At 43.9% G+C, this 25,823-nt stretch carries 26 protein-coding genes and 9 tRNA genes; 6 read left to right on the forward strand and 29 right to left on the reverse strand.

All coding sequences use genetic code 11. The features are described from left to right. Positions 1-33: 33 nt before the first annotated feature. Positions 34-2,388 carry an LPS assembly protein LptD gene (gene lptD, locus HKI82_RS03645; protein WP_171137254.1) on the reverse strand — a complete coding sequence of 785 codons (2,355 nt, stop codon included), beginning with the start codon at positions 2,386-2,388 and terminating at the stop codon, positions 34-36. 147 nt (positions 2,389-2,535) lie between these two features. Between lptD and djlA the strand changes: the two genes are divergently transcribed. Continuing rightward, the gene (gene djlA, locus HKI82_RS03650) at positions 2,536-3,396 is read left to right on the forward strand and encodes a co-chaperone DjlA (RefSeq protein WP_102942727.1); all 861 of its coding nucleotides are present in this window, start codon (positions 2,536-2,538) and stop codon (positions 3,394-3,396) included. Positions 3,397-3,533: 137 nt separating this feature from the next. Here djlA and HKI82_RS03655 read toward each other — a convergent pair. The 13 genes from HKI82_RS03655 to mutY all read right to left on the reverse strand — a co-directional run bounded on the left by HKI82_RS03655 (position 3,534) and on the right by mutY (position 9,392). Next, a tRNA-Asn gene (locus HKI82_RS03655) sits at positions 3,534-3,609 on the reverse strand. A 35-nt stretch (positions 3,610-3,644) separates the two neighbouring features. Further along, positions 3,645-3,720, reverse strand: a tRNA-Thr gene (locus tag HKI82_RS03660). A gap of 36 nt (positions 3,721-3,756) precedes the next feature. Beyond that, positions 3,757-3,832, reverse strand: a tRNA-Asn gene (locus tag HKI82_RS03665). 41 nt (positions 3,833-3,873) lie between these two features. Next, positions 3,874-3,949 (reverse strand) — tRNA-Thr (locus tag HKI82_RS03670). 47 nt (positions 3,950-3,996) lie between these two features. After that, a tRNA-Phe gene (locus HKI82_RS03675) sits at positions 3,997-4,072 on the reverse strand. A 251-nt stretch (positions 4,073-4,323) separates the two neighbouring features. After that, a complete protein-coding gene (locus tag HKI82_RS03680) occupies positions 4,324-5,949 on the reverse strand; it encodes a methyl-accepting chemotaxis protein (protein ID WP_102942726.1) in 1,626 nt (541 codons plus the stop codon). A gap of 297 nt (positions 5,950-6,246) precedes the next feature. Beyond that, a tRNA-Asn gene (locus tag HKI82_RS03685) sits at positions 6,247-6,322 on the reverse strand. Between the two features lie 46 nt (positions 6,323-6,368). Next, positions 6,369-6,444 (reverse strand) — tRNA-Phe (locus tag HKI82_RS03690). Positions 6,445-6,451: 7 nt separating this feature from the next. After that, positions 6,452-6,527, reverse strand: a tRNA-Thr gene (locus HKI82_RS03695). Positions 6,528-6,582: 55 nt separating this feature from the next. Next, positions 6,583-6,658: transfer RNA gene (locus HKI82_RS03700), tRNA-Phe, on the reverse strand. A 109-nt stretch (positions 6,659-6,767) separates the two neighbouring features. Continuing rightward, positions 6,768-7,895, reverse strand: coding sequence for a membrane-bound lytic murein transglycosylase MltC (gene mltC, locus HKI82_RS03705; protein ID WP_042489227.1), 1,128 nt, complete (start codon positions 7,893-7,895; stop codon positions 6,768-6,770). Between the two features lie 158 nt (positions 7,896-8,053). Next, positions 8,054-8,326: an oxidative damage protection protein gene (locus HKI82_RS03710; protein ID WP_042489224.1), complete on the reverse strand. Its 273-nt coding sequence runs from the start codon at positions 8,324-8,326 to the stop codon at positions 8,054-8,056. A gap of 16 nt (positions 8,327-8,342) precedes the next feature. Further along, positions 8,343-9,392: an A/G-specific adenine glycosylase gene (gene mutY / locus HKI82_RS03715; protein WP_171137386.1), complete on the reverse strand. Its 1,050-nt coding sequence runs from the start codon at positions 9,390-9,392 to the stop codon at positions 8,343-8,345. A 188-nt stretch (positions 9,393-9,580) separates the two neighbouring features. On the opposite strand from mutY, the gene trmB reads away from it, so the two are divergent. The 3 genes from trmB to HKI82_RS03730 all read left to right on the forward strand — a co-directional run bounded on the left by trmB (position 9,581) and on the right by HKI82_RS03730 (position 11,980). Then, positions 9,581-10,300 (forward strand): tRNA (guanosine(46)-N7)-methyltransferase TrmB, encoded by a 720-nt coding sequence (gene trmB, locus HKI82_RS03720; protein ID WP_171137255.1) that lies wholly within the window; start codon positions 9,581-9,583, stop codon positions 10,298-10,300. Positions 10,301-10,415: 115 nt separating this feature from the next. Continuing rightward, entirely contained in the window at positions 10,416-11,336 is a 921-nt protein-coding gene (gene glsB, locus HKI82_RS03725) for a glutaminase B (RefSeq protein ID WP_042489217.1), read from the forward strand. A gap of 20 nt (positions 11,337-11,356) precedes the next feature. Next, a complete protein-coding gene (locus HKI82_RS03730) occupies positions 11,357-11,980 on the forward strand; it encodes a DNA-3-methyladenine glycosylase family protein (protein WP_171137256.1) in 624 nt (207 codons plus the stop codon). Here HKI82_RS03730 and hemW read toward each other — a convergent pair. From hemW to HKI82_RS03765, 7 genes are all read right to left on the reverse strand, one after another. Continuing rightward, entirely contained in the window at positions 11,977-13,149 is a 1,173-nt protein-coding gene (hemW, locus tag HKI82_RS03735) for a radical SAM family heme chaperone HemW (protein ID WP_171137257.1), read from the reverse strand. The genes HKI82_RS03730 and hemW overlap by 4 nt on opposite strands. Then, on the reverse strand, positions 13,149-13,748 hold the full coding sequence (locus HKI82_RS03740; protein ID WP_171137258.1) for an XTP/dITP diphosphatase: 600 nt from the start codon (positions 13,746-13,748) through the stop codon (positions 13,149-13,151). Before HKI82_RS03740 ends, hemW begins: the two co-directional genes overlap by 1 nt. Positions 13,749-13,772: 24 nt before the next feature. After that, entirely contained in the window at positions 13,773-14,204 is a 432-nt protein-coding gene (locus tag HKI82_RS03745; protein ID WP_171137259.1) for a DUF4426 domain-containing protein, read from the reverse strand. Between the two features lie 66 nt (positions 14,205-14,270). Then, a complete protein-coding gene (gene yggU, locus HKI82_RS03750; RefSeq protein ID WP_102955634.1) occupies positions 14,271-14,561 on the reverse strand; it encodes a DUF167 family protein YggU in 291 nt (96 codons plus the stop codon). Then, positions 14,561-15,118, reverse strand: coding sequence for a YggT family protein (locus HKI82_RS03755; protein ID WP_167413112.1), 558 nt, complete (start codon positions 15,116-15,118; stop codon positions 14,561-14,563). Before HKI82_RS03755 ends, yggU begins: the two co-directional genes overlap by 1 nt. Positions 15,119-15,146: 28 nt before the next feature. After that, entirely contained in the window at positions 15,147-15,965 is an 819-nt protein-coding gene (proC, locus tag HKI82_RS03760) for a pyrroline-5-carboxylate reductase (protein ID WP_102942717.1), read from the reverse strand. Positions 15,966-16,060: 95 nt separating this feature from the next. Further along, a complete protein-coding gene (locus HKI82_RS03765) occupies positions 16,061-16,765 on the reverse strand; it encodes a YggS family pyridoxal phosphate-dependent enzyme (RefSeq protein WP_102942716.1) in 705 nt (234 codons plus the stop codon). Between the two features lie 44 nt (positions 16,766-16,809). On the opposite strand from HKI82_RS03765, the gene HKI82_RS03770 reads away from it, so the two are divergent. Next, positions 16,810-17,847 carry a type IV pilus twitching motility protein PilT gene (locus HKI82_RS03770; RefSeq protein ID WP_171137260.1) on the forward strand — a complete coding sequence of 346 codons (1,038 nt, stop codon included), beginning with the start codon at positions 16,810-16,812 and terminating at the stop codon, positions 17,845-17,847. 11 nt (positions 17,848-17,858) lie between these two features. Beyond that, positions 17,859-18,965 (forward strand): PilT/PilU family type 4a pilus ATPase, encoded by a 1,107-nt coding sequence (locus HKI82_RS03775; protein WP_171137261.1) that lies wholly within the window; start codon positions 17,859-17,861, stop codon positions 18,963-18,965. 53 nt (positions 18,966-19,018) lie between these two features. On the opposite strand, the gene ruvX is transcribed toward HKI82_RS03775, so the two are convergent. The 8 genes from ruvX to metK form a co-directional block, all read right to left on the reverse strand. Continuing rightward, complete coding sequence (gene ruvX / locus HKI82_RS03780) at positions 19,019-19,444, reverse strand: Holliday junction resolvase RuvX (RefSeq protein ID WP_042489189.1); 426 nt, start codon at positions 19,442-19,444, stop codon at positions 19,019-19,021. Positions 19,445-19,516: 72 nt separating this feature from the next. After that, positions 19,517-20,080, reverse strand: coding sequence for a YqgE/AlgH family protein (locus HKI82_RS03785; RefSeq protein WP_042489186.1), 564 nt, complete (start codon positions 20,078-20,080; stop codon positions 19,517-19,519). A 26-nt stretch (positions 20,081-20,106) separates the two neighbouring features. Next, positions 20,107-21,063, reverse strand: a complete 957-nt coding sequence (gene gshB, locus HKI82_RS03790; protein ID WP_171137262.1) for a glutathione synthase — start codon at positions 21,061-21,063, stop codon at positions 20,107-20,109. Positions 21,064-21,075: 12 nt separating this feature from the next. Then, positions 21,076-21,807: a 16S rRNA (uracil(1498)-N(3))-methyltransferase gene (rsmE, locus tag HKI82_RS03795; protein WP_102942712.1), complete on the reverse strand. Its 732-nt coding sequence runs from the start codon at positions 21,805-21,807 to the stop codon at positions 21,076-21,078. A gap of 286 nt (positions 21,808-22,093) precedes the next feature. Continuing rightward, positions 22,094-22,795 carry an endonuclease gene (locus HKI82_RS03800; protein WP_171137263.1) on the reverse strand — a complete coding sequence of 234 codons (702 nt, stop codon included), beginning with the start codon at positions 22,793-22,795 and terminating at the stop codon, positions 22,094-22,096. 136 nt (positions 22,796-22,931) lie between these two features. Next, positions 22,932-23,435: a SprT family zinc-dependent metalloprotease gene (locus HKI82_RS03805; protein WP_171137264.1), complete on the reverse strand. Its 504-nt coding sequence runs from the start codon at positions 23,433-23,435 to the stop codon at positions 22,932-22,934. A 129-nt stretch (positions 23,436-23,564) separates the two neighbouring features. Further along, complete coding sequence (locus HKI82_RS03810; protein ID WP_042489172.1) at positions 23,565-24,362, reverse strand: DUF2189 domain-containing protein; 798 nt, start codon at positions 24,360-24,362, stop codon at positions 23,565-23,567. Between the two features lie 232 nt (positions 24,363-24,594). Then, complete coding sequence (gene metK, locus HKI82_RS03815) at positions 24,595-25,749, reverse strand: methionine adenosyltransferase (protein WP_102942709.1); 1,155 nt, start codon at positions 25,747-25,749, stop codon at positions 24,595-24,597. Between the last annotated feature and the right edge of the window lie 74 nt (positions 25,750-25,823).

A 25,823-nucleotide genomic window follows, 5' to 3' on the forward strand; every position in this document is an offset into this window, starting at 1 on the left:
ATCTTAATAACTTATCGTTATCTAAGTCGTAAATTAGTTATTCAAGAAGAATGGACGACCATAGCTTAGAGAACTACTCGCACCAGAGAGACCTGTTGAATCTGACCCTGCACCAGTTTTGGTTCCAAATCCTATGATTCCGAAATTAAAAGTGAAGTTATTCTCATAAAATGGGTCGCTATAGTATCTGGTTTTCCCTTCAGTGGTTATGGTATCCCAATATTTGAGTTGTTTACTGTAAGTGAATCCCATATACCAGCAGTCTGAGGTGTATGTGAGGCTAGCTAGCCATTCGAGTGCTTCGTTAGTTGTTAAGTCGTGAAAATACTGCGCTTTAGTTGACCATTTGGGGGAAAGTTTATACGCGCCTAATATGCCTGCTTGTGATATTCCATCCTGAGTTAAGTTGGAAACATTTAAGCTTTCACCTACAGTATCTTCAATATAATCTTTTGTTACATAACGATAGTTAGTTTGAATGTAACCACCGGTGAACTGATATTCCAACGTACTATTAGCTAATTGTAATGCACTACTATCAATATCATACTGAACCCCACCGTGATAAAAGAGGAAATCATCATAGTTGAAATCCATTTCAACAGCCCAAGCCGAGTAATTAGTTTGTTCATCATTATCTGTTGAGTTATCAGGATCTTTTAAACTTTTGTCTAGATAGAATATTTGACCGAAAGAGATGTTTAGGCGTTCTTTATAAGCTTCATCAAAGAAGCGACTAGAAGCACCGTAACTAAATTGGTTTGCTGACACGATCCTATCAACGCCACTATATTTGCGACTCCGAAATAAGCCATAATAATCTGTTTGCAATAGGGTTGTATCATAGCTAGCTATATTATTCTGATTTTTATCTGGAACGTATAAGTACTGCACTTGTGGTTCAAGCGTCTGAGTATAGTCATCAAACAAGACTGTATCTCGTTCTAAAACGATGCCGGCGTTTGATCTAAATTCAGGAATGACACGAGTAACAGATTCGTCATAATCTGTTGAAGTTACACCATCAAGATCTTGTTGATAATATGTGCCTAATAAGCGAGCTTCCGTAGTCCAGCTGCCCCAAGTATTAGCCAGTGGGATCTTGAATCCTGGCTCAATGTGTAAGCGAGTGGCCGATGGTTTTCCTTCACCGTCGGTCTCGAAACGCGAGATATGGCTTTTCAGATCAAAGTCCAAATAGCGCATTAGTTCAGGAGCATAGTAGTTAAATGCTATCTGAGGCATTAAACGATAAGGCTGGTTAGCGCTGGTTTGGTCTGCCAGTAACAATTGGAATTGCCTCACCAGAATGGACGTATCCCAGTTTTGACTGCGATAAGTTACTTGGCCTTCTTGAATAAGCTGACCATCCTCACGGTTACCAATGCTGGAATCCAAATCTGAGAAGTAATCTGTATCACTGACTTTTGAATAATCAACCTCAAATTTCCAAGCTTGTTGGAAAATACCACTGTGTTGATACTGGTAACCCCAGCGAGCCCCTTGTTCTAAGTACAACTTATCTCGGTTCATATATTCAGATTTTATCGAGCCCACGCCCAAGTCTGTCAGGTAACGGAGCTCGCTGTTGAGTTGATGCCCTCGATTTTCCATAAAGTGGTAGGTTGTTCTTAAGTCGTAATTAGGAGCTAGGTTCCAATAAACAGGTACCTCATACTCTAAACCGTCACGTGTACCAAAAGAGACTGTTGGATACAAGAAACCTGTTTTACGCGTATCACCAATTGGAACGGTTAAGAACGGCAAATAAAAAACGGGAACGCGTTGAATTTCTAAACGAGGGTTATAGAAGGTTGCTTGTTCTTCGTTTTGGTCGATATCAATACTGGATGCGCGTAAACGCCAAGAGTTATCATCTTCAGGACAAGAGGTGATAGAACCGTCTTCGATTTCATAAACCGCTTTACCTGTTTTGGCTACATATTTAGCATCACCACGGCCTGGCTCACACAGGAACTTATATCGAGTGTTTTCTAGCGTCATCTCATCATTGTTGAGATTATTGACCGCCTTATCCGCTACGGCTTTAACTTCACCATCACTGAAATTCACGTTTCCTTCAGCAACCGCGATGTTGTCTTTTTGGTGCAGAGTGACGTTATCCGCTTCTATGCGCTTCTTACCTTGCACAACCACGACGTTACCAGAATAAGTCGCTTTATCGCCATTAATTGCTTCTAGATTATCCGCTTCGACATTGATAGGCTGTTCGTTCGGATTAACCGGTTCAGGTTCATTGATAAGACACTGATCGATAGCAGGCAACTTTTGCGCACTGTCATCTAGCGTATCTTCTGCATGGATTTGTGGTGCAAACAGTGCAGCGCTAATGGAAACAGCTAAAAATGAGCGGGAAAAAAGTGACATTGAATTGTACTATCCTGTTGAACTTGTGTAATTCCAATATTGGGAGCAAATGCTAAATGATAACGTTCGATATCATAAAGGAAATTCACTCTCCCGGCACTATCAGACCGCTTTACTCCTAAAAAATTCATAGATTGAGAGCACATAATGCATATTTTTGGCAAAATTCTTGGCGCTTTCTTCGGCTTTCTGTTCGGAGGACCCGTTGGCGCCATTTTTGGTCTATTTCTTGGACATCAATTTGATAAAGCTAGACGTTTAAATCAAGCGGGTTTTCATACAGGATCGTTTGGTTCTGGTCCAAGCCAAGCAGAAAGACAAGAAGAGTTCTTTAAAGCGGCATTTTCCGTGATGGGACATGTTGCGAAAGCAAAAGGCAAAGTCACAAAAGAAGAGATCCAGCTCGCGAGCATCATGATGGATCGCATGAGTCTGCATGGTGAACAAAGGTTGGCGGCACAGAATGCTTTCCGTGAGGGGAAGGACGCAAATTTTCCTTTGGAAAATGTTCTCGAGAAAGTGCGTATCTCCACTGGTGGCCGATTTGATTTAATGCAGTTCTTCTTGGAACTACAAATATCAGCTGCTTTTGCTGATGGAGATATTCATCCAAGCGAACGAAATGTACTGCATAAGATTGCGCGAGGCTTAGGGTTTTCTTCCGAGCAACTAGAAAGTCGCTTACGTATGCAAGAAGCGTCTTTCCGTTTCCAGCATGGTGGTGGATTTGGCGGGCATCAACATCAGCAACATTCTTCTGGGGGAGGGCAGTGGCAACAAGCGTCAACTAAAGATAGATTGGCGGATGCCTATTCTGTGCTTGGTGTGAGTGAAAGTGCCGATGATAAAGAGATTAAGCGCGCTTATCGTAAGTTGATGAATGAACACCACCCAGACAAATTGATGGCTAAAGGCTTGCCACCAGAGATGATGAATGTTGCCAAAGAAAAGTCTCAGGAAATTCAACAGGCTTACGATTTAATCAAAAAAGAAAAAGGCTTTAAGTAAATTGAATCGAAATCAAAAGGGTAAGCAGAGCTTGCCCTTTTTTTACCGCTATTGGAAGCTGTCGCTATCTTAAATGACAGACAGACAAACAAATTGCAGATAGAAAAAAGCCAAGTCTTTCGACTTGGCTTCAAAAGTGGCTCCCCCTGCAAGACTTGAACTTGCGACATACGGATTAACAGTCCGCCGTTCTACCGACTGAACTAAGGGGGAATTGCTTTTACATATCTTAGATATGTTTTTAATAATGGTGCCGACTACCGGAATCGAACTGGTGACCTACTGATTACAAGTCAGTTGCTCTACCTACTGAGCTAAGTCGGCTTTATCAACAAGTATAAATATACTCATCAATGAAAGTGGCTCCCCCTGCAAGACTTGAACTTGCGACATACGGATTAACAGTCCGCCGTTCTACCGACTGAACTAAGGGGGAATTGTTTTTTTTTACTTATCGAGGTGACAAGTTTGAAAGAATGGTGCCGACTACCGGAATCGAACTGGTGACCTACTGATTACAAGTCAGTTGCTCTACCTACTGAGCTAAGTCGGCCCAAATTTTCTTTCTGTTGCTCGTTCTAAACACCAACAACTTAAATATGGTGCCTCGAGGCGGAATCGAACCACCGACACGAGGATTTTCAATCCTCTGCTCTACCGACTGAGCTATCGAGGCAACGGGGTGTATTAAAAGGTTTTTCGCATTTAACGTCAACACTAAATTGCAAAAAAAATATCGTTTGTTGCTTTTCTATACTTAGTGGCTTGTTTTTGCCCATTTTCGTTAATAAATAGCGGGGATATCTGTTAATAAAGCCTTATTAGTGAAGGGATGATGTGGTGGGTATTTGCGGCTTAGAATAGGTAGAAGCTTTGAAGAGTAAAAGCTTCTACCGTGACTATTTAGATATTGCTAAGTAAGACGGATCAATGCTTAACAGTGAATTTGTTCACCCACTGTTCAAGTTCGTTTGAGAGTGTGTCCAAAGTTTGGGTACTGCTGTTACTTTCGTTTACTACTCGACTTAGTTGTACCGAGCTTTCTTCTATCATATTAATTCGTTTAGCGATGTCATCACCGACTTGTGTCTGCTCTGCCGCTGCCGTTGCAATCTGGTGAGTCATTTGCGAAATTGATTCCAGAGCAATGACGATCTGTTGTAGCGCATCTGAGGCATGTTCTGATTCTACAACGGTGTTTTGGCTTGTTTCAGCACAGATTTGCATTGCTTTAATGGCATTCTGGGAACCTGATTGTAAATTGCTGATCATTTTTTGAATTTCTTTCGTGCTTTCTTGCGTTCTTCCTGCAAGGTTGCGAACTTCGTCAGCAACTACAGCAAATCCTCGTCCTTGTTCGCCAGCCCTAGCTGCTTCAATAGCAGCGTTTAATGCTAGAAGGTTGGTTTGCTCAGCTATATCACCTATAACATCCAGCACTTTAGCAATGTTATTTACATCATGGTCTAGTTCTGAAACGGCATTACTTGCACTTTCAAGCTGTTTTGCCAGCCCTTGAATATTATTTACAGTGTGATGGATTAGTTCTTGGGTGTGCTGGCTCTGCTGATCGGCTTGATCTGTGTTTACTGCTGTATCTTTTGATGATTCTGCCACGTGATTTGCCGATGAAGCCATTTCAGTCATTGCAGTTGCAATCATCGCTGTAGATTGGTTTTGTGTGTCAGTTAGCTGTGTAATGGATACAGAGCGTTGTTCTAGATTAGTGAGCTCATTGCGTAATGCATTCATTGATGTTTCTAAGTTATTGACGAGAAGAGCAAGAGACTGGCTCATTTGTTGAACGGCTTGATAGATGCTTCCTGCTGGGGCATCTTTTTCGAAACTGGTTTGAATACTGCCTTTAGCAACGTCTTGAACAGCATTGAGTACATCTTTTGGTTCTCCGCCAAGAAGTAGCAGCATTTTTCGAATTGCGTAGATAAGCAGTGAAAGAATGAAGGCTGCAATAACAACACAAAGCGTCAGCTGCCATTGGGCCGTTGACCAAAAACGAGCATTTGCTTCATTAAAGCCGATACCTGTCCCAACAACCCAACCCCAGTGCGGTGTTTTTTGGGCAATAGAGAGTTTTTCTTCGATGGAGCCGTCTGCTTGCTTTTGAGTCCACGTGTATTCGACTATGCTTTTCGTTTGATTACCCAAGACTTTTTGAATCAAAGCGCCAACACTCTTTCCATCCCCATCTTTAAAGTCGTTGAAACTTGTTCCATGCAGCTGTGGGTCAAGTGGTGTCGCCACAAAATTCATTTTTTCATCAGCAACATAAACGTACTCATTGTCTTTATAGATATTGTTACGAAGAAGACGTGTAGCGAGTTGTTTGGCTTCTGTTTCTGGCATTAAGCCTTCTTCTGCCATCTTTTCTACTTCACGCAAAATGCTGTAGGCACTTTTAAACAATTCAGTTACGCGAGCTTTGTTGTCTAAGTTACTCGCTACTTTCAACGTCCATAAGCCTGAAATTGTTAGAGCTAAAAGCGCGGCGAGGATAATTCCAGACAAAAAGTAAGCTTGTGTTTTTAATTTCATGAATAGATTCTCATCCAGTTGAGTAGCAAGATAACTGACATAAAAGTTGATTATTGGTATTCGTGAATCATAGACGGTTAACATCTATGTGGGTAAGCCCAAATGCTCAAACTATGAGATTGATTAAATTTTCGGCGCAAAATAAGTTATGAACGAATGGACGAATAGTATTGGTTAAGCAGATCACAGAAAAACCTATAGTGCTGTCGTGAAAGGAATGGAAGGGGAGATTAGGGGGAATCGATTTATAAATGACAAAAATGAAAAAAGCCAAGTCTTTCGACTTGGCTTTAAAAGTGGCTCCCCCTGCAAGACTTGAACTTGCGACATACGGATTAACAGTCCGCCGTTCTACCGACTGAACTAAGGGGGAATTATTTGTGTGTATTCCTAACTAAAGGAATAATCGCACCAAATAATGGTGCCTCGAGGCGGAATCGAACCACCGACACGAGGATTTTCAATCCTCTGCTCTACCGACTGAGCTATCGAGGCAAAAGAATGGTGCCGACTACCGGAATCGAACTGGTGACCTACTGATTACAAGTCAGTTGCTCTACCTACTGAGCTAAGTCGGCACACTAATATTCTTTGCTAACGTATTGATGTCTTAAGACACCAACAATCAAATTGTGGTGCCCGGAGGCGGAATCGAACCACCGACACGAGGATTTTCAATCCTCTGCTCTACCGACTGAGCTATCCGGGCAACGGAGCGCTATTAAACGGATTTTCCCTCTCTGCGTCAACCTGTTTTTTATAAAAAAACTAAAAATCGTGTTGATCGCTGTTGTTTTGAGCTAATTGACCGTTTTTTATCACTGTGCGTTGAATTCTTTCTTATATTTCGTCACTTTTTCCAGATAACGGCGCGATTCAGAATTAGGATGTTTTTTTGTCAGCGCCCAATAAACTTGATTTGGTTGCAGTGAATTCAGATCAGACATCGCTCTTTTTCTGTCTCTGCTAAAGGTGTTAAGCACACCACCAGTGCCACCGTTGTAGGCAGAAATCATGCTGTATTCAAGAGACGTAGGGTTGCGAACATCTTTTAAATAACGATTTTTTAGGATGTAGAAATACGCAGTACCCGTATCAATGTTGTTTTCCGGATTAAACAAATACTCTGGCGATGGCTGACCAGACTTGTTTTTCACCAGTTTATACACGTCTCGCCCAGCCGTTTTGGGTACCACCTGCATCAAGCCATACGCATTGGCCCAGCTGACTGCGTAAGGGTTAAAACTGCTTTCTGTTTTGATGATGGCGTAAATGAGATCCTCTGGAATGTCATATTTGCGCGACGCCTTTTGTACTATGTTGGCGTATTGATAACTTCGGATCTGAATCTGATCCTCCACCATAGGAATCTCAACGTAGTAGGCTTTTTTGAAATCTACTTGCTTCACTTTGATCTTGTTCGCAATCAGATAATCGGCAAAACGGTTCGCCCGCCAGCCCCATTGGATAGGCTGTTTGTCTTGATCTAATACTTGATTGTATAGAAATGGTTGTCCTTTTAATTCAATCTCTTGCGAAGAAAAAAGGTCAACGTTCATTGGATCATCTGGGGTGAGTAAGGTCGTAACAATCGCTCGTTTTAAGTGCCCTTCAGGATCTGTCGGGGAGACAGTCTCAACAATAATTTTGCCTTGTTGGAAGTTTACTTCGGCTCGGCTGAGATAATTATCTATATATTTTACGTAGTTACTTTTACCGGCAACTTTAATTTCTCGGCTACCCCAACGCTTTTCAATGTTGCCAGAAAAGCTACTGATGAGCGCATCAAGTGCTGCTGTATCTTTTTCAAACTGCCCCGGAAGCTGGGCTAAATTTTTTGCGAAACGGTTAGTTGGTTCATAGTTCACATCGTAAATACTTTCGACGAATTCGCGACTACATCCAACCAGCATTAGGGCAATAACACAGTAAGCAAGCTTTCTCATGCGCTCCTCATAGCAGCCTCAAACTGATTTCTATTCCGTTTGATGGGCTTAAATAAAAATGACATCTCAACCTAGAATCGACAGACTCCGAGCTAATGATGTCATTTATTTTCCTTCGATAAAATAGGGTTTTTCTTTATCTACTGTTGGCCAATCGGTTATTTGCTTGGCGGAGTATAGCCTTCGATATGGACATCTTTGCCTTCGAACAAGAAGTTCACCATCTCTTGTTCAAGTAATTTACGATGCTCAGGATCCATCATGTTGAGCTTTTTCTCGTTGATCAACATGGTTTGTTTTGCTTGCCATTGACCCCAAGCTTCTTTGGAAATGTTGTCGAAAATACGTTTACCGAGTTCACCTGGGTAAAGCTGAAAATCCAAACCATCAGCTTCTTTTTCTAGTCGAGCACAAAATACCGTGCGGCTCATAAGGATTTCCTCTTAGTTAAATCTCATACAGAAGGCTTTGTAATAACTGTTTTACTGGTGCAGCTAAGCCAACTTGTTCAGGTTTGTTTAAGTTATACCAAAGACCTTTGCCAGCTTCCATTATCATCTCCGGTTTGGAGGATAACTCTAGCAAAACAGGGGTGATATCGAGGTGATAGTGACTAAAAGTGTGGCGAAAAGCGATAAGTTGCTTCTTAGATAGAACTTGCTTGTCGTGAATAGCTCTTTTATCCAAAGCGTTTTCAATCTTTGAATCACTGTTTTCTGGAAAGCAAAAGAGTCCACCCCAGATACCGCTTTGAGGACGTTGTTCAAGCCACACTTCGTTGCCATGACGTAGAATCACAAACCAAGTCTCTTTTTCAGGTTTGGTTGTTTTGGGTTTTTTACCCGGATAATCCAAAGGATTACCTTGTTGTTTTGCCTGACAAAACTCTTCAACTGGGCACAAGCTGCATTTCGGCTTTGAGCGAGTGCAGATCATCGCCCCCATATCCATCATGGCTTGATTGTATTTGTCGACATCTTGCTTTGGCGTATGCATTTCAGCGTATTGCCAAAGTTGATTTTCGACGTTTTTCTTTCCAGGCCAACCTTCAACAGCGAAGCTGCGGGCCAAAGTACGCTTCACGTTTCCGTCTAGAATAGCGTGTGGCTGTTTGTGAACTGACGATAGAACAGCGGCAGCGGTAGAGCGACCAACACCGGGCAGAGCATTCATTGCTTCAATATCCGTTGGAAATTCACCGTTGTATTGCTCAGCCACCGTTTTGGCTGCTTTATGAAGATTACGAGCTCGCGCGTAGTAACCAAGCCCTGTCCAGTAATGGAGAACTTCATCTTGTTCTGCATTCGCCAGATCTGTCACCGTAGGAAAGCGCTGCATAAATCGCTCGTAGTAAGGGATCACGGTAGCAACTTGCGTCTGCTGGAGCATAATTTCCGACAGCCAGACGCTGTATGCGGTTTTATTTTGCTGCCATGGCAGATTTTTACGACCGTAGCTGTCATACCAAGTGAGAATTGCCTTAGCGAAAGGGGTCACGACTTTACTCATCTATATTTATTAAAATAATGGGGCAAAATTGCACCACATAATGCTCAGGATGTAAAACAGACAAAAACTACGGGTATTTGTGTTGATTTGAGCAACAATAATGCTTGCACCTAAAGTAATTCTTTGGATAATCACAGCCCTCAAACTCAAGACTAAATTTTATACAGGCAATATCAATGAGTGAAGTAACCACTAACGAGTTCACAGAAGATGGCAAAATCGTTCGTCGAATTCGCAGTTTTGTTCGTCGCGAAGGTCGTCTGACTAAAGGCCAAGAAGCAGCGATGAAAGAATGCTGGCCAACTATGGGTATCGAATATCAAACGAGCCTGCTCGATTGGAATCAAGTATTTGGCAATAACAACCCAGTGGTTTTAGAGATCGGTTTTGGCATGGGCGCATCTTTGGTTGAGATGGCAAAGAATGCTCCAGAGAAAAACTTTATTGGTATTGAAGTTCATAGCCCAGGTGTTGGTGCATGTTTGTCTGCTGCTCGTGAAGCGGGTGTAACTAACCTGCGTGTTATGTGTCACGACGCAGTAGAAGTGTTCGCGCATATGATTCCTGACGACAGCCTGCATACATTACAGCTGTTTTTCCCAGATCCTTGGCACAAGAAACGTCACCACAAACGCCGTATTGTTCAGCTGGAGTTTGCTGAAATGGTTCGTCAAAAGCTGATTGTGGATGAAGGTATCTTCCATATGGCAACTGACTGGGAAAATTACGCAGAACACATGATTGAAATCATGAATCAAGCACCTGGTTTTGCAAATATCGCCCAAGAAGGTGATTATATTCCTCGTCCAGATGAGCGCCCACTGACAAAATTCGAACAACGTGGACACCGTCTTGGTCACGGAGTTTGGGATATTAAATACAAGCGTGTGAGCTAGTTTTTTATATCCATTCAATGAATCTTGAAAATGCCAACATTGCTGCAATGTTGGCATTTTTTAACCTTTGCGTTTGGATATCGATCTGGCGCTTTGACACCGATAAGTGGATTCGATGAAACCGACATCAGAAATACTTACAAACATACTGGATGACGTTCGACATTTGATTGGCCAAGGAAAAGTCGCTGACTATATTCCTGCGTTGGCAGAGGTACCAAACACCAAATTAGGTATCGCAGTCTATACCAATCAAGGTGAAGTGATTAAAGCTGGAGATGCCGATGAAGGTTTCTCAATTCAATCCATTTCAAAAGCACTGAGTTTGACGCTGGCGATGGGGCTTTATCAACCCGATGAGATTTGGAGTCGCGTTGGCAAAGAACCTTCAGGCCAAGCATTTAACTCTCTTATTCAGCTCGAAGTTGAACAAGGCATACCTCGCAATCCGTTTATTAATGCCGGCGCGATTGTGGTCGCCGATATGCTCAGCAGTCGCCTGTCTGCGCCTCGTCAACGTTTGCTCGATTTCGCACGTCAACTTAGCGGTGAACAGCATATTCTTTACGATAAGGTCGTTGCCGCATCGGAAATGATGCATAGCGATCGTAATGCGGCCATTGCTTACCTTATGCGCTCGTTTGGTAACTTCCACAACGATGTATTACCAGTGTTGAACAACTACTTTCACGCTTGTGCGCTTAAAATGAGCTGTGTTGAACTGGCAAAAACCTTCAGCTATCTTGCCAATAAAGGGGTATCCGTTCACACCGGTGAAGAGATTATTAGCCCGACGCAAAGCAAACAGGTTAATGCGCTGCTGGCAACGTGTGGCTTGTATGATGGGGCGGGTGAGTTTGCTTACCGTGTCGGAATGCCGGGTAAATCTGGCGTAGGTGGTGGTATTGTGGCTATCGTTCCGGGGGAGATGACCATTGCAGTCTGGTCTCCAGAGCTGGACGCTTCCGGCAACTCATTGGCAGGAACACGGGCGCTTGAGTTGTTAGCGCAACGTATCGGCCGCTCAATATTCTAATACTCTGAGAGGTAAGGAAGATGTCACAAGCCGTTCATCAAACATTATTGCAGCAAACAAGTGCGCTTCCTTACTTACAACAATTACTGCAAGCTAATGGTATTCAACAACTCGCCCAGCAAGGTGAAGAGGACTTCTTTCCCTACTTGGCTCGCTCAGTCGCAGGGCAGCAACTTTCGAATACTGCCGCTCGCACTATATGGCAACGGGTTGAATCTTTGTTAAGGGCAGAGCAGCAGCTATACGATTTATTTGTGGAGTCGAACCGCGAAGCGCTGCGCGGGTGTGGTCTGTCGAACGCCAAAATCAAAACGATTTGTGGTGTGAGAGAGGCGCTGGAGCAGAGAGTGATTGTTCCTGAAGAACTCGCCATAATGCCGGAATCTGAGATAGTTAAAACACTGACTCAGCTTTGGGGGATTGGTCCTTGGACAGCCGAAATGACGGCGATTTTCTTTTTTGGATTACCGGATGTGTGGTCAAAAGGGGATGTGGCATTAGCCAGAGGTCTTGCTTTGATTGCAGAAAAAGAAGGTGTGAGTGAACAAGAGATTTTGTCGACAGTCACACCTTATCGTTCTTATTTTGCGCTACATGTATGGCAGAGTCTGGATACCGACCTTTTCACTACAATGGCGAATTAATCTTCTTCTGTCATAAATGCTTCAAGCAGATCATTGAGGAACAATTTGCCCTTTTCTGTGATTTGCCAGTGTGTAGCATCTTCGCTCAAATAACCTAAATCCAAAGCCCAGTTAATGGTGGGTTGAATCACGTCCAGTTCTAAGCCTGTGGTTGTGACGAAGTCGGCTTTCGGACATGGCTCCATTAATCTGAAGCGATTCATAAAAAACTCAAAAGGACGGTCTTCGTCGGCCACTAGCTGCTCTGAATCCAAGTATGGCTTGGTCAGGTTCTGGAATGCCGCCAGATAGCCTTTCGGGTGCTTCACTTTAGTTGTGCGAACAATGCGCCCATCACTAAAGCTAAGCTTGCCGTGAGAGCCACAGCCAATCCCCAAGTAATCGCCAAAGCGCCAGTAATTCAGGTTGTGCTGACACTGATACCCCGGCTTGCTGTAGCCAGATATCTCATATTGCACGTAACCCGCTTCAGTGAGCTTCTTATGCCCTAATTCAAATATGTCCCACAGGGCATCGTCATCGGGCAATGTAGGCGGTTTGAAATAGAATAAGGTGTTTGGCTCAATGGTGAGCTGATACCAAGATAAGTGCGGCGGATTCAATGCAATCGCTTGATCAAGGTCTGCCAAGGCTTCTTCAATGGTTTGATCGGGTAAACCATGCATCAAATCTAAATTGAAGCTTGTGAGTCCAATGGTATGCGCCAGATTCGCCGCACGCAAAGCTTCATCTTTACCGTGAATCCGACCTAAGCGTTCTAATTTTTCAGGTGCAAAACTTTGCACACCGATGGAGATACGAGTAACACCTGCTTTTCTGTATCCGGCAAATCGTTCAGCTTCAATCGTGCCCGGATTGGCTTCCATGGTGATTTCAATATTCGGTTTAAACGCTATTCGCTCTTCAATACCTTGCAGTAAGCGCTTTATCCCCTCAGCAGAGATCAAACTTGGTGTACCACCACCAATAAAGATCGAATGCAGTTTACGAGGATTATCCGCAAGCTTATAACGCTCGATATCGGTATCAAGATCTTCAAGCAGAGCATCAATGTAGTGATCTTCTGGGATCTCAGCTTTTAGTGCGTGAGAGTTGAAATCACAATATGGGCATTTTTGTACACACCAAGGGATGTGTACATAAAGGCTAAGATCAGGAGGTGTCAGCATTATTGATTTTGCTCTTCGATCGCTTGGAACAGTTTCTTCAGTGCTTTGCCACGGTGAGAAAGCTGCTTTTTACGGGCAGGCTCTAATTCAGCGGAAGCGCAATTGTCTTCAGGGACAAAGAACACAGGATCGTAGCCAAAACCGTTGGTGCCGTGTGCTTGCTCTAAAATGCGACCTTCCCATTTACCATGGCAGACAATCGGTGTTGGATCGTTTTCATGGCGCATCAGAACCAATACGCAGTGGAAACGTGCAGTACGCTCTGCTTCAGGAACCCCTTGCATTGCGTTAAGCAGTTTTTCTAGGTTCTCTTGGTCAGATGCGCCTTCGCCAGCGTAGCGAGCGGAATAAATGCCCGGTGCGCCTTTTAAGAAATCAACTTCTAAACCAGAATCATCAGCAATCGCTGGTAAGCCAGTTTCTTTCGCCGCATGGCGTGCTTTGATAATCGCATTCTCAATGAAAGTGGTGCCTGTTTCTGCCACTTCAGAAACATTAAATTCGCTTTGAGCGACAACGTCGAAACCAAAATCAGCCAGCAAGTCAGCCATTTCACGAACTTTGCCTTGGTTGCCAGTCGCTAATACAATCTTTTTCATTTTCTGTTATCTCTATGTTCGACGTTATTCTTCAACATAAAATTTTTGGGTGAATTTAACTTTGCCAGCGCCTTTATTGCCAGCATTAACGTCGATATCAAACATTAAATCTTCTTCGTTGTTAATCGGAAATTCAGCCAAGTAGTAGATGGCTTCGCCTTCCTTGATTTCAGTAAACTCAAGGTCGCGAATGTTACCTAATAAACTTCTCACATTCCCTGACACTTTTGCCTCAACTGCTGGTTTGCCAAGAGATGAAGTGTCTAACACGCTAATATTCAGAATGGCAGAATAACCATTGCGAGTGAGTTTATAGCTGCGTGCGACTTGAGGGGTTAAAAACGTCGAATTAAAAGCAGAGTAGTGCACTTCAATATCTTTGATGTTGTGAAACTGCTCTGCTGAGCTTGGCAGAGCGACAAAGGTAAGTAGCAGAGCTATCATCCACTGGCGCATGGTCGTTTCCTTGTTGATCTAGACTAAAAACATTCCCCACATAGGAGTGGGGAATGAAAAGTTTGGTTATTGAATAATGGCTTGAATTTCTTTAGGTATTTCAGCAGGCGAAATAATTCTGATCTGTTTATGCCTGCCAAGTTCGCCTTTTTCTATTTCTATCAGCCCTTTAGCCACTTTGCATTGTTTGGCTAAATACTTGGTGAGATGGGCATTGGCTTTACCGTCAACGGGTGGAGCTGTTATTGCGATTTTTAGCTCTTCACCATGCAGACCAACAATGCTGTCACGACTGGCTTTTGGCTGAATATAGAGCCGTAAAATTAAGTCGTCACCATCAAACCAAGCTGCTTTCATTATAGTTGATACCAGATAGGACCGATGATATCGCCCATCAGGAAGTTGGCAAACTGCAACACAATAAACAGTACTAACACGCTAAGATCGAAGCCACCCATAGGAGGCAGAATACGACGAATTGGTGCCAGCATTGGTTCTGTCAGTTGATGAAATACATACTCAATTGGGCTACGACCTTGGCTAACCCAGCTTAGAATCGCGCGAAGTAGTAGTACCCAGAACAGTAAACCGCCCGCTGCTTTTATCAGCGACAGAAGCCCAAGGAACAGGAAGTCAGTACTGAAGCTGACTGCACCGCCTGATGCGATAAGAATCATTGCCACAAATTTCAAAACACACAGTACGTAGGCAAACAGCACTGTCGCCAAATCAACACTACCTACTGATGGAATAACACGGCGTAGTGGAGCTACGACAGGTTGGGTTGCTTTAACAATAAATTGAGAAAATGGGTTGTAGAAATCTGCACGTGCTGCTTGTAGCCAGATACGTAGGATCACGACCATGATATAAAGGTCAAACACTGTGGAGATTAGAAAACTCATAGAATTCATAGAGAGCCCTTAGTTTGAGTTGCGCTAATTAAAATAGTTTTTCCATCTCTTCAGCTCTTGAAACCGCAGCTTGCATCGCTTTGGCAACAATCTCTGAAAGATGATTTTCGTTAAATGTACGGATAGCTTCAGCTGTCGTGCCACCTTTAGATGTCACTTGTTCGCGTAGTGTTGCCAGTGACACATCAGGGTTGGCTTGTACCATTTCCGCAGCGCCCAGAGCCGCTTGTTGGACAAGCAGACGCGCTGTTTGTTCATCAAAGCCTTGAGCCATAGCTTCTTCTTGCATCGCTTGCATGAAGAGGAAGAAATAAGCTGGCGCACTACCTGCCGCAGCAATCACACTGTTGATGCCAGACTCTTGTTCTACCCAACACACTTCGCCTACCGCAGACATCAGTTCTGACGTGAAATCCTTGTCTTTTTGAGAAACAGATTGTGCTGCATACAGACCTGCCATGCCTTTGTTTACCAACGATGGCGTATTCGGCATCACGCGAACAAGTTGCAGTTCAGTTGCCAGCATTTCATTGAAACGTGCCACTGAAATACCCGCAGCAATGGAGATCACCAATTTGTTTGAATAGTCTACCGCTTGTAGAGGTGCGCACACATCAGCCATTAACTGAGGTTTAACCGCCAACACAACCACATCCGCTTCATTTGCTGCTGCAAGGTTATCGCTGGTGGTACGAATGCCGTATTTCTCTTCCAGTGGCTTGCGACGCGTCTCTGACGGCGCTGTTGCAATGATTTTCTTTGCATCATAACCGCTGGCTACAAGACCTGCGATAATCGCATGAGCCATATTACCCGCACCAATAAAAGCGATTGTTCTCTGTTCCATGTCTGCTCTTCTATCCAAAAATTTTAGTGTTAGTTTTTTTGTTAGCGATTGCCATTTTTGTTAATGGCTGTCTTTTGTTTACGGACTGTCTTTTGCTAATGACTATAGTCACGCTGACCAAATACAGCGGTACCGATACGAACTATGGTGCTGCCTGCTGCAATCGCTGCTTCCATATCGCCACTCATCCCCATAGATAGGGTGTCGATATTAGGGAATCGTTCAGCCAGTTTTACTTTTAAATCCGCCAGTTTCTTAAACGCAGCAAACTGGGATTCATAGTCTGAAACGTTCTCAGGAATCGACATCAATCCTCTTAACATGAGGTTTGGTAAGCCAGAAATCAATTCAGCCAGTTCAAATACTTCATTTTCGGAAATGCCTGATTTGGAAGCTTCTCCGCTGGTGTTAACCTGAATCAATACTTGTAATGGCGGTAGATTCGCTGGTCTCTGCTCACTGAGGCGTTGCGCAATTTTGGCTCGGTCAATGGTATGCATCCAATCGAAATTTTCAGCAATAAGACGAGTCTTATTCGATTGCAGCGGTCCAATGAAGTGCCATTCTAGCTTAAGCTCGGGATGATTGTGCTGAAAATACTGAACCTTTTCGACGCCTTCTTGCACGTAGTTTTCACCGAAACTGCGTTGCCCGGCTTGCGCCGCTTCTAGAACTGCCTCGACAGGTTTGGTTTTACTCACTGCGAGAAGTTGCACTGAGTCTGGAGTACGTCCACACTTTTGTTGTGCGCGCTCAATTTGTGAAATGATATCTTTGATATTTTGTTGAATACTACTCATAGCCTGACTTTATTTGGTCTACAGACCCTAAGGAAAATAAATAAATGAATATCGCTGAGTTACTGGATTTTAGTGTAAAGCATAATGCGTCAGATCTACATCTTTCTGCAGGTGTTCCGCCTATGGTACGTATAGATGGCGAAGTAAGAAAGCTTGGCGTGCCTGCTTTTACCCATGCAGATGTTCATCGTCTAGTGTTTGAAGTGATGAATGATGCTCAGCGCAGTGAGTTTGAAGAAAAACTCGAAGTGGATTTTTCTTTTGAACTGCCGGATGTAGGGCGCTTTCGTGTGAATGCATTCCACCAAGCCCGCGGCTGTTCTGCTGTGTTCCGTACTATCCCGACAGTCATTCCAACTCTTGACCAGTTAGATGCTCCCGAGATTTTCAGAAAAATTGCCAACTATGAGAAAGGTCTGGTTCTGGTGACAGGCCCAACAGGTTCTGGTAAATCCACCACTTTGGCTGCGATGGTCGATTACATCAACAAGAATCACAACAAGCATATTTTGACCATTGAAGATCCAATCGAGTTCGTTCATAGCAACGATAAGTGTTTGATCAACCAACGCGAAGTTCATCGCGATACGCACAGTTTCAAGAATGCACTGCGTTCAGCACTGCGTGAAGATCCAGATGTCATTCTGGTCGGTGAGTTGCGTGACCAAGAAACCATTAGCTTAGCTCTGACAGCTGCGGAAACAGGACACCTTGTCTTTGGTACGCTGCACACTAGTTCGGCAGCAAAAACCATTGACCGTATTATTGATGTGTTTCCGGGCAACGATAAAGATATGGTGCGTTCTATGTTGTCTGAATCCTTACGCGCGGTGATTGCACAGAAACTGCTAAAACGTACTGGCGGAGGTCGAGTTGCTTGCCATGAGATCATGCTGGCGACACCTGCAATTCGTAACTTGATCCGCGAAGACAAAGTGGCTCAGATGTATTCGATCATCCAAACCGGTGCTGCTCACGGAATGCAAACCATGGATCAAAACTCCAAACAGCTGATTGCTCAAGGTTTAGTGGATCCCGCTGAAGTACAGAAGAAGATTGAGTCTGAAATCTCTACCTTTTAAGAGCGAATGAAATGGAATTGAATCACTACCTTGAAGCGATGACCTCGCTCAAAGCGTCGGACTTATATATTACTGTCGGTGCACCGGTATTGTTGCGTGTCGATGGCGAGATGCGTCCGCAAGGGGAGAAGCTTTCACAGCAAGAGGTACTTTCTTTATTACATGAAATGATGGATGAAGAGCGTAAGGCTGAGTTTAACGCATCGCACGAAGCGAACTTTGCCATCGTAAGAGGAAATGGACGTTTCAGGGTGAGTGCTTTTTTCCAACGTGAGCTGCCGGGTGCAGTTATTCGACGTATCGAAACGCAAATTCCGACATTTGAAGAATTGCACTTGCCTGCTGTTTTGCAGGATCTTGCGATTGCAAAGCGAGGCTTAGTGCTGGTCGTGGGGGCTACGGGTTCGGGTAAATCCACCACCATGGCAGCTATGACGGGGTATCGTAATCGTCATCGCAGTGGACATATCTTAACGGTTGAAGATCCGATTGAGTTCGTACACGAACATCAAAAATGCATCGTCACTCAGCGAGAAGTGGGGTTAGATACCGAAAGCTACGAAGTGGCACTGAAGAACTCTCTTCGCCAAGCGCCAGACATGATTTTGATTGGTGAAATCCGCAGTCGTGAAACCATGGAATACGCGATGACCTTTGCTGAAACAGGGCACTTGTGTATGGCAACCCTGCATGCGAACAATGCTAACCAAGCGTTAGAGCGTATTCTTCACCTAGTACCTAAAGAACAAAAAGAGCAGTTCTTGTTTGATTTGTCGATGAACTTACGTGGCGTGGTAGGGCAGCAACTGATTCGTGATAAAAATGGTAAAGGTCGCCACGGTGTGTTTGAGATCTTACTCAATTCACCTCGCGTTTCAGATTTGATTCGCAAAGGAGAGTTACACGAGTTGAAATCGACGATGGCTAAATCGAAAGAGATTGGTATGCAGACGTTTGATCAAGCGTTGTATCAGTTACTAGTGGAAGACAAGATCACTGAACAAGATGCAATGCACAGCGCCGATTCTGCCAATGATTTGCGCATGATGTTAAAAACTCAGCGTGGAGACACTCCGAGTTCAAGTTCACTGGCTAATGTGAAAATCGATATGAACTAATAAAAAACGCGCTGATGAAGCGCGTTTTTTGTCTCTGCTTTCAGCGTAGAGTTTTATTCACCCCACTGGCTTTCAAACCAGCTTTCTAAGATGATTACCGCGGATTGGCAGTCAATATTGCCTTTACTGAGCGCTTTGTATCCGCCCATCGAGAAAAGCTCAGCTCGCGCTTCCGCTGTTGATAAACGCTCATCGTGCAGTTCAACCTGAACGCCAAAGCGGCCATGAAGACGCTGAGCAAACTTTTTAGCTCTTGGGGTAATGGTTTCTAGATCTTTACCATGTAAGTCGGTCGGCAAACCAACCACGACAAGATCAGGTTTCCACTCTTTAAGCTGCTTTTCGATATCATCCCAATTCGGAATACCATCATTGGCTTTGAACGCTTTCAGTGGTGAGGCGGTGCCAGTAATTTCCTGACCGATGGCGCTACCAATACTTTTGGTGCCGTAGTCGAAGGCCATAATAGTTCGCGACATGTAAAACTCTTTTGAAACTTTGTTTAAATAAAAACAGAAGCGCTCAATTGACATTGAGCGCTGTTAATTGGGCTAGGCGTGACCAGCTTCACCAGATAACTGGATAGGGTCGATTCCCAGTTTTTGAATTGCTTTGTTCCATTTATCTCGGGTCGGAGTATTGAAAATCAGATCCGAGTCAGCCTCGATGGTCAACCAAGAGTTTTCCGATAGCTCGCTTTCTAGTTGACCCGCTTCCCAGCCCGAATAGCCAAGGGCGACGAGATAACCTTTGGGTTCTGCGTCAGTACCTAAAACCGTTAGGATATCTTTGGAAGTGGTCACTGCGATATCGTCTGTCATGCGAATGCTGGATTCATAATGATCTTTGGGTCTGTGTAAAATAAACCCGCGATCTTCTGAAACCGGACCGCCATTGAAAACAGGCTCTTTAAGGCTTTTACTTTGCGACTGTGGGTAAGCAGGCTCTATCTCAACCTGCTTCAACATTCCGCCGACAGTAATATCTATGGGCGCATTAATAATAAGCCCCATAGCACCTTCTTCATTATGTTCACAGATGTAAATCACACTGTGTTTGAAGTAAGGATCTTTCATACTCGGCATCGCAACGAGAAAATGATTTGTAAGATTCATAGTGTCTCCAACCTCAAAGATTGGTATTACATCGCCATTGCTTTTATGCGTGTCTCAATGGCATCCATTAACTTGCCAGTGATAGAAATATCGTAAGCCGCTTCAATTTCACGAATACAGGTCGGGCTGGTTACGTTAATCTCAGTCAGCTTGTCTCCAATCACATCTAGGCCTACAAAAATTAGACCCTTTTCTTTTAGTGTTGGTGCCACGGCAAGTGCAATTTTTTTATCCGTATCACTCAGTGGACGAGGTTCACCACGACCGCCTGCTGCCAAGTTACCGCGCGTTTCCCCTTGTGCTGGAATACGAGCTAAACAGTAAGGCATCGGCTCACCGTCTACAACCAGAATACGCTTGTCGCCATTGCTAATATCTGGAACGAAGGTTTGCGCCATACAGTAGTTTTGGCCGTGATTAGTCAGTGTTTCGATAATCACAGAGACGTTTGGATCGCCTTCTTTCACTCGGAAAATTGATGCACCGCCCATACCATCTAGCGGTTTTAAGATCACATCACCATGTTGTTCTCTGAATTGCTTAATTTTTTCCGCTTTACGAGTCACGATTGTGGTTGGAGTCAGCTCTGGGAACCATGCAGTAAACAATTTTTCGTTACAGTCACGAAGACTCTGTGGCTTGTTGACGATCAGCGTACCTTCATCTTCTGCACGCTCTAGAATGTAAGTTGCGTAAATGTATTCAGTATCAAAAGGTGGATCTTTACGCATTAATACAGCATCTAGCTCAGATAACTTAATAGTTTGCTCAGATTTGAACTCGTACCAACCGTTTGGATCTTCTTTCAGAGTGACGATTTTTGTATCTGCGATAGCCACACCTTGATCTAAGTTTAGATCATTCATCTCCATATAATGAATTTCGTAGCCGCGACGCTGCGCTTCTAACATCATCGCGAAGCTAGAATCTTTCTTGATATTAATGGATGAAATTGGATCCATTACGATGCCGAGTTTAATCATTGGAAGTCTCCGTTATCCAAGATCGCCAAAACGAACTTGTAAAGCTGTAATTGCGGTTAACGCTGCGGTTTCTGTACGCAGGACGCGAGGTCCAAGCAACGTTTCTTCAAAGTTGTATTTGGTGGTCATATCGATTTCTTTTTCAGAAAGACCACCTTCCGGACCGATTAACAGACGCACTTTAGTAACCGGTTCAGGAAGTGTATTAATTGAGTATTGAGCGCGAGGGTGCAGGTTGAGTTTCAGTGCATCACTTGGCTCTGCACACCACTGTTCTAATTCCATCACAGGACGAATTTCGGGTACCACGTTTCGACCGCACTGCTCACAAGCGCTGATGGCGATTTTTTGCCATTGCTGAAGTTTCTTCTCAAAGCGTTTCTCATCCAGCTTTATGCCACATCGCTCTGACAACAATGGAGTGATTGTGTTTACACCCAACTCAACAGATTTCTGAATGGTGAACTCCATTTTGTCGCCACGCGAAATCACTTGCCCTAAATGCAAATCAAGTGGTGATTCGCTGCTGGATTCGACACGCTCTGTAACTTCAACCGTCACATGTTTTTTGCCACTTTCGCTGATGACTGCTGGAAACTCTGCACCGCTACCATCAAACAGAAGGATTTGCTGTCCTTCTTTCATGCGCAGTACTCGACCGATGTGGTTTGCTGCATCATCATCGAGGTTAATTTTGCCTAACTGCGTAATGGGCTGCGGATGATAGACTCGGGGAATACGCATGTGTTGTTTCCTAATCAAAATATACTCTTCCTACTTGAAGCTGCAGCGGTGTTGACTACGCTCGTTCACCCCAATCACATAGTTTATCTATGCTCATGGGGATTCACTCACTTGCCGCCTACCTGCAACTTCAAGTAGCTTGAGTATTGCTATTCAATAGCGTGGGATATCTCGCACCTAACATGGATGCTTTGTGCCGAAAAAACAAGGGGGAAATGTGAATCCCCCCTCATTTATCGGTCTGGGTTTATATGCCTAGATAGGTTCTGATAGTTATCGTCAGGCTTTACTTTGAGCACTGTTCATAGACAAATGGGTTTCTGTTGCCTTGAACTTTGAATATTCGCCTTTCTCTTTCGCATTCCCACTCATCGACGGGGTAGGTTTTGTTCCACGCCTGCATCAATTTGGTTTGTGAGCTGGAAAGTTTAAAACCATGCTCAGCACTCATATAAAGGTAAGTGCGTGCAATGGCACCGCGAGCTCTTTCGGGAGGCATCGCTTTACGCCCTTTGAAGTTGACCTGCATTTCGCATTGTCCATAAGTGACGCCATCTAACCCGTTCCACTGACTAAAGTTAAAGTTTGAACGGTCGCCGTTAACTTCACCAATCGCTGGAGTTAAATTGTGTAGATCTGCTTCCATGCGGCGAAACACTGCATCGCTGTTGCTACAGAGTTTACGTCCGCCTTCTTGCCAGCATTGACGCTGGTGGCCAAATTGCCAGGCTGGCACAACGTGCTCCCATTCGATTCGGCTAGCTCGGGTTTGTTGTTTGCGGACTTTATATCCACAGCTCTCTAAGTCAGGAATGCCTTTCTTACCCTGCCACGAAATATCGCAGCCGCAGTAAAAAGAGGTTGGGTGATCTTTATAAATTTTCAAAGCTTCGTTTTTAGCGCTGGAAAAAGAGCTTGGAAAATCGGCGAAAGAAGTGTGAGAAACAAGCAGCAAAGCTGCCGTGAGCAGAAAGCGATAATTAAGCATATGTTGAACTGTATTTTATTATTTTTTACAGTCTAACATTCTCTAAGTTGAAATCTAGTTGAGAAATTTATCGCTATCTATGGTTAAAAATCTATGGGTGACTCGCAGTTGGTTGGCCACGATTTTTCATTCGCACTTATCCGGTGAGCTGAATGCCAGTAAACGTGAGCGTTTGTTTACACTGTTGGCAGCGGTAAGTGGCCTGTTTACGCAATACTTTATTGTGGCGACGAACGGATAGAGGATATTGGCTACAGGAGCATTGGTAGGCAAAGGTTTTTCCCTGAACCGATTCAACAGACATCTTGTGAGTGGTTTCAGCAGGCAAATTGAATACTTGATTCATGACTGTTTGCCACTCAGCGCCATGAGGTTTTACTCGTCCATAGATAGCATAAGTGATGAGATGGGCTATTTCGTGGGGGATCACTTCATTCAAAAAAGCTTGTTGATTTTCTTTGAATAAAACGGGATTTAAGCGGATTTCCCATAGTTGCAGATAAGCTTTACCCGCAGCTTTCCCTCTGAGTCGGTAGCTGATTTCTGGCAGATCGAACTGGCGATTGAAGTATCGAGAAGCAATGTCTACACACTTTTTTACTTGTGATAATGCTTGGTATTGCAGTTGAAAATCGGTCAAGTCTGGCTCCAAAAAATATCCCCACTATTACCTATAGAGTCAGGTAATAGCGGGGAGATTATAACATCAAACCTCTTTTTATCATTGAGTAGAACTTCGAGCCAAGATGATAAAAAGAAGGAGGAGACCCTATGGTTGATGTTTTCTCTTAATCGTTGCTTGGTAACCATGCCATGTGGCATATCCGAGTATCGGCATAGTAAAGAGCATGCCGATTCCGTAAGTTGCAAAGCCGATTAAAATACCGCCGCAGATAATTGCAGCCCAGACAATCATGGCTGAGATGTTGGATTTTACTGCGTTAAAACTGCTGAAAATGGCTGTCATCACATCGACACGTCTTTCCATCATTAAAGGAATTGAAAACGCGGAGATGCTGAAAATGACACTGGCAATAATGAAGCCAATAAGAGAGCCGATGACTAAGAATGGGAGGAAGTCGGTCAGTGGGGCTCCTTGCACCGATGGATAGAGTGCGTGCAAGAGCGCAGCGATTCTCATCCAGAAAATCATCGCAACAGCCAGTGCGACCGCAAACATCCACTGTGATGTGCTATTACGCGTAATAGCTTTCATCGAATGTAATAAGCTACTTTCTTTGCCTCGTTCTCGCTGCCAAGCTGCATCATAAAGGCCAAGTGCTAGGAAAGGGCCAATTAACATGTAAACCACTAGAGCTGGCATCACGACAAGATGAGTGCCTTGCCATTGAATAAGCAGAACAATGCCAACAGCAGCAGCCATAAAGCAGAGTCCATAAAAGGCGCTGATTAAAGGTAAGCGAATAAAGTCGTGTAAGCCAAGAGCAAGCCAGTGAAGAGGTGCGGAGATTTCCACTTTATTGCAAGGCAGTGTGCGAGCATATTCCTGATGACTGACTTCTTTGTCTTTTTGCTTGAAGTCAGAAGGGTCTATTGTACGAGGCATAAATCCTCCCAAAACAATATGGCAGTGAATTAAGAAGTTGAGCCTTTCCTAGGATCCCTAAGAAAACGACCGTGTTTGTAACATTTTATTAACTATTACTTTATTAACTATTGTAGATAAGGTTGGAAAATACAAATCGCCAGATGGAAATTTAAACCGCAACGGATTTAGGAAGGTTGAAAAAGAAAAGCCCCCGCCAGTTGGCGAGGGCTTGTCAATAAAGCATTTTGAATTACTTGATGTTTGCGAAATCGCGTAGTAATTCAACTTTGTCAGTTGCTTCCCAAGGGAATTCTTCACGACCAAAGTGACCGTAAGCAGCTGTTTTCTTATAAATAGGTTGAAGTAGGTTCAACATCTCTTGCAGACCGTATGGACGTAGGTCGAAGAATTGGCGAACTGCTTCGATGATGATGTCGTGAGATACTTTTTCAGTACCGAACGTTTCAACCATGATAGATGTTGGATCTGCAACACCAATTGCGTATGAAAGTTGGATTTCACAACGATCAGCCATACCAGCAGCGACAATGTTTTTCGCTACGTAGCGCGCTGCGTATGCTGCAGAACGGTCAACTTTTGATGGATCTTTACCAGAGAATGCACCGCCACCGTGACGAGCTGCGCCGCCGTAGGTATCAACAATAATCTTACGACCAGTCAAACCACAGTCACCCATTGGGCCACCGATTACGAAACGGCCAGTTGGGTTGATGAAGAATTTAGTCTCTTTGCTCAACCATTCTGCAGGAAGTACAGGTTTGATGATCTCTTCCATCACGGCTTCACGAAGATCTGGAGTAGAGATTGAATCACAGTGTTGAGTTGAAAGAACGACTGCATCGATACCAACAATCTTACCTTGGTCGTATTGGAAAGTTACCTGAGATTTTGCATCTGGACGTAACCAAGGTAGCGTGCCGTTCTTACGAACTTCAGCTTGTTTTTGAACAAGTAGGTGAGAGTAAGTAATTGGTGCTGGCATCAATACGTCAGTTTCGTTTGTTGCGTAACCGAACATGATACCTTGGTCACCTGCGCCTTGCTCTTTAGGATCAGCTTTATCAACACCTTGGTTGATGTCTGGAGACTGTTTACCAATGGTGTTTAGAACTGCACATGAGTTAGCATCGAAGCCCATATCTGAATGGACATAACCGATTTCACGAACAGTCTCACGAGTTAGTTCTTCAATATCAACCCATGCTGAAGTTGTGATCTCACCACCAACCATAACCATGCCGGTTTTTACGTAAGTTTCACAAGCAACACGTGCTTTAGGGTCTTGTTCCAAAATAGCATCTAGAACCGCATCTGAGATTTGGTCTGCGATTTTATCCGGATGTCCCTCTGATACTGACTCAGAAGTAAACAGGTGCTTAGCCATGATAGCTCCAATATAAATAGTCAAAAAGTAGCAAAGAATTCGTCCTTCACTACTTTGAAAAGTGTTCATTATGT

The sequence above is a fragment of the Vibrio plantisponsor genome (genome assembly GCF_013041605.1).
Lineage (GTDB): Bacteria > Pseudomonadota > Gammaproteobacteria > Enterobacterales > Vibrionaceae > Vibrio > Vibrio plantisponsor.